Source organism: Okeania sp., assembly GCF_983059655.1.
The window spans coordinates 1-2,087 of sequence record NZ_CEZPJD010000731.1 but is presented as its reverse complement, the minus strand read 5'-3'; the positions used below and the strand labels follow the sequence as shown (position 1 = coordinate 2,087).

The 2,087-nt window shown below is 34.3% G+C and carries 1 protein-coding gene; it reads right to left on the bottom strand.

Annotated elements, in window-relative coordinates; genetic code table 11:
* Window positions 1-1,818, bottom strand: a 1,818-nt coding sequence (locus AC3DU7_RS27470; protein WP_488042436.1) for a TOMM precursor leader peptide-binding protein, incomplete at its 3' end; no start/stop codon positions are given.
* Window positions 1,819-2,087: the final 269 nt, after the last annotated feature.

The window sequence follows — 2,087 nt, the reverse complement described above, 5'->3', positions numbered from 1 at the left end:
AATATCTTCTACCTCTCTATCCTTTCTAGGACTAATAGCTGCAAAACAAGGAATATTCAAATCGCTCGTAATATCTAACACCCATAAATCCCGATTCAGACTTTGATAATATTGTTTTAATTGCTGGAAATAAGGCTGTTCAAAACTGTCTAAATCTACTTGAGGTTTTGATAAACGATTGTACCACCATAAAGCTACACAATCTCTTTCTACTAACTCCATAAAACCTTGTAAAATTGCCTCCTCTATCGTATTTCCCGCCGCACAACCATTAGAATCAGACCAACAATCTAATAAATCAGAAGAATCAGATTCAGGATAACCATAGTAACAGTAAGAAGTAGGTAAATATTTAAATTCCTGAGCAGTTAAAGACCATATAGGAGTCCAATCAATTACTTTCGTTTCATCAAAGGGTTCCGGTACTTTTTGAAACCACCCTTTACACTCAACATTCCACTCTTTTCGATTTTGATATTGTTGCTCACTAAAAATCATGCACCGATTCGGATGAATAGCTTTTTCTCCCAATTTTTCATAACTCCCTTGCTCCCTAATTTCATCTCCTTGAAACACCCCAGAATAACGTTCGATAGCCTCACAAAAACCACTAGCTCTTGCCTGACTATCGGTTCTCCCTTTCCCCGCACTTCTACCTCCCATATTTTGCCGTAAACTATCTAAATTGTTGAAAACATTACGAAAATGATGTCTGGCTACATAAGTATGAAGTAATCCTTGGCTGGGAATTTTAGCTAATTCTCGTACAACACCTGTAATCGGACTAATATGATGTTGATAGTTTCTCAAAGTTTCTTCGGGAGAGCAAAAACGATGTCCGCCATCGGCAGTAAAGGCTTTTTTTCGATGCCCTAAAACTACAGGTAAAGGTTGTTTATTAAATACATTTCCACAGCTATGACATTGAGGACGTTTAACTAAAATGTGGTTTTGACTTTGTAGAGTTAAATGGTCATAAGTAATCAGATTTCCTGCTAATCTAGGATTGCCTTTTTGGATAATCCATTTAAAAATTTCTGTTGCAGCTATATTTAAAGTTGTTTGAATTGTTGCTTGAGAAAAACCAAGGGGAGAAGTTAAAAGTTTTGCTCCTTCTTTCTTTCTATTAATAAACTCTTCAATCGGTCGATTATCTCGCCAACGTTGAGCAAAACAATCCCAACATCCTGTTTGATTAGGTTGGAATAAAGGTCCAATCCAACCAATAGTTCCTAATGGTTTGATTAACATCCAAGGAGTTTGAGAAGCTAAAGCTTGTTGATTAAATTCAGCTAAATCAGGATGGAGATAATCGTCAGTTATAATAATCGTTAAATCTCCGTCTTCAGCTACTTGAATATGAAAAGATTTTAACAGGAAAATAAAATCTTCATCTGTGACTGAACCTAATGTTTTGACAGTAACTTTAGTAGATTGTAATTGATTATAAGCTTGAGACTGAGGAATCTGTAGATGATGACAAAGAATAGCTAAGTTAGACGGTAATAAATCATTATTTTCTAATAGATATCCTTGTTTGTGTAATTGAAATAGAGCTTGTTGGATTTTAATACTAAAATTCAGAATCTCTTGGAAAAAATTAGGATTTTCTTGTGTTAATTCTTGGTCTTGTAGAATTTCTAATTGTAGAATATCGATAATTTCATCAACATTTCGCTGACCATCTATTAACTGGACTAAACGATAATAAAGAGGGTCCTGTAAACAGACAGATTCTCTTTCAGATATGAAAAATACGGTATCTGGTTCGAGAGTTTCAACTAAGTAAGCAGGATTAAAATTAGGTTGATTGAGCATATTTATTATTTCAGTTATAAGTTATCAGTTTCAGTTATCAGTGACCACTGTTTGTGCAGCATGACCTAGGAAAGTCAGAGACTTTAAATCTGGAATTTTCTTTTTTATCCCCTTAAAAGGGGAGACTTGAGACCTTATTTCTTGGTCAAATTTTCTTGCCAAAATAATTTTATTCTACAAAGGTCATTTCAGTTATCAGTTATTAGTTATCAGTTATCAGTTATCAGTACCTCTCCTTCTTTCTTCTGCTATACATCTAATTAGGGTTT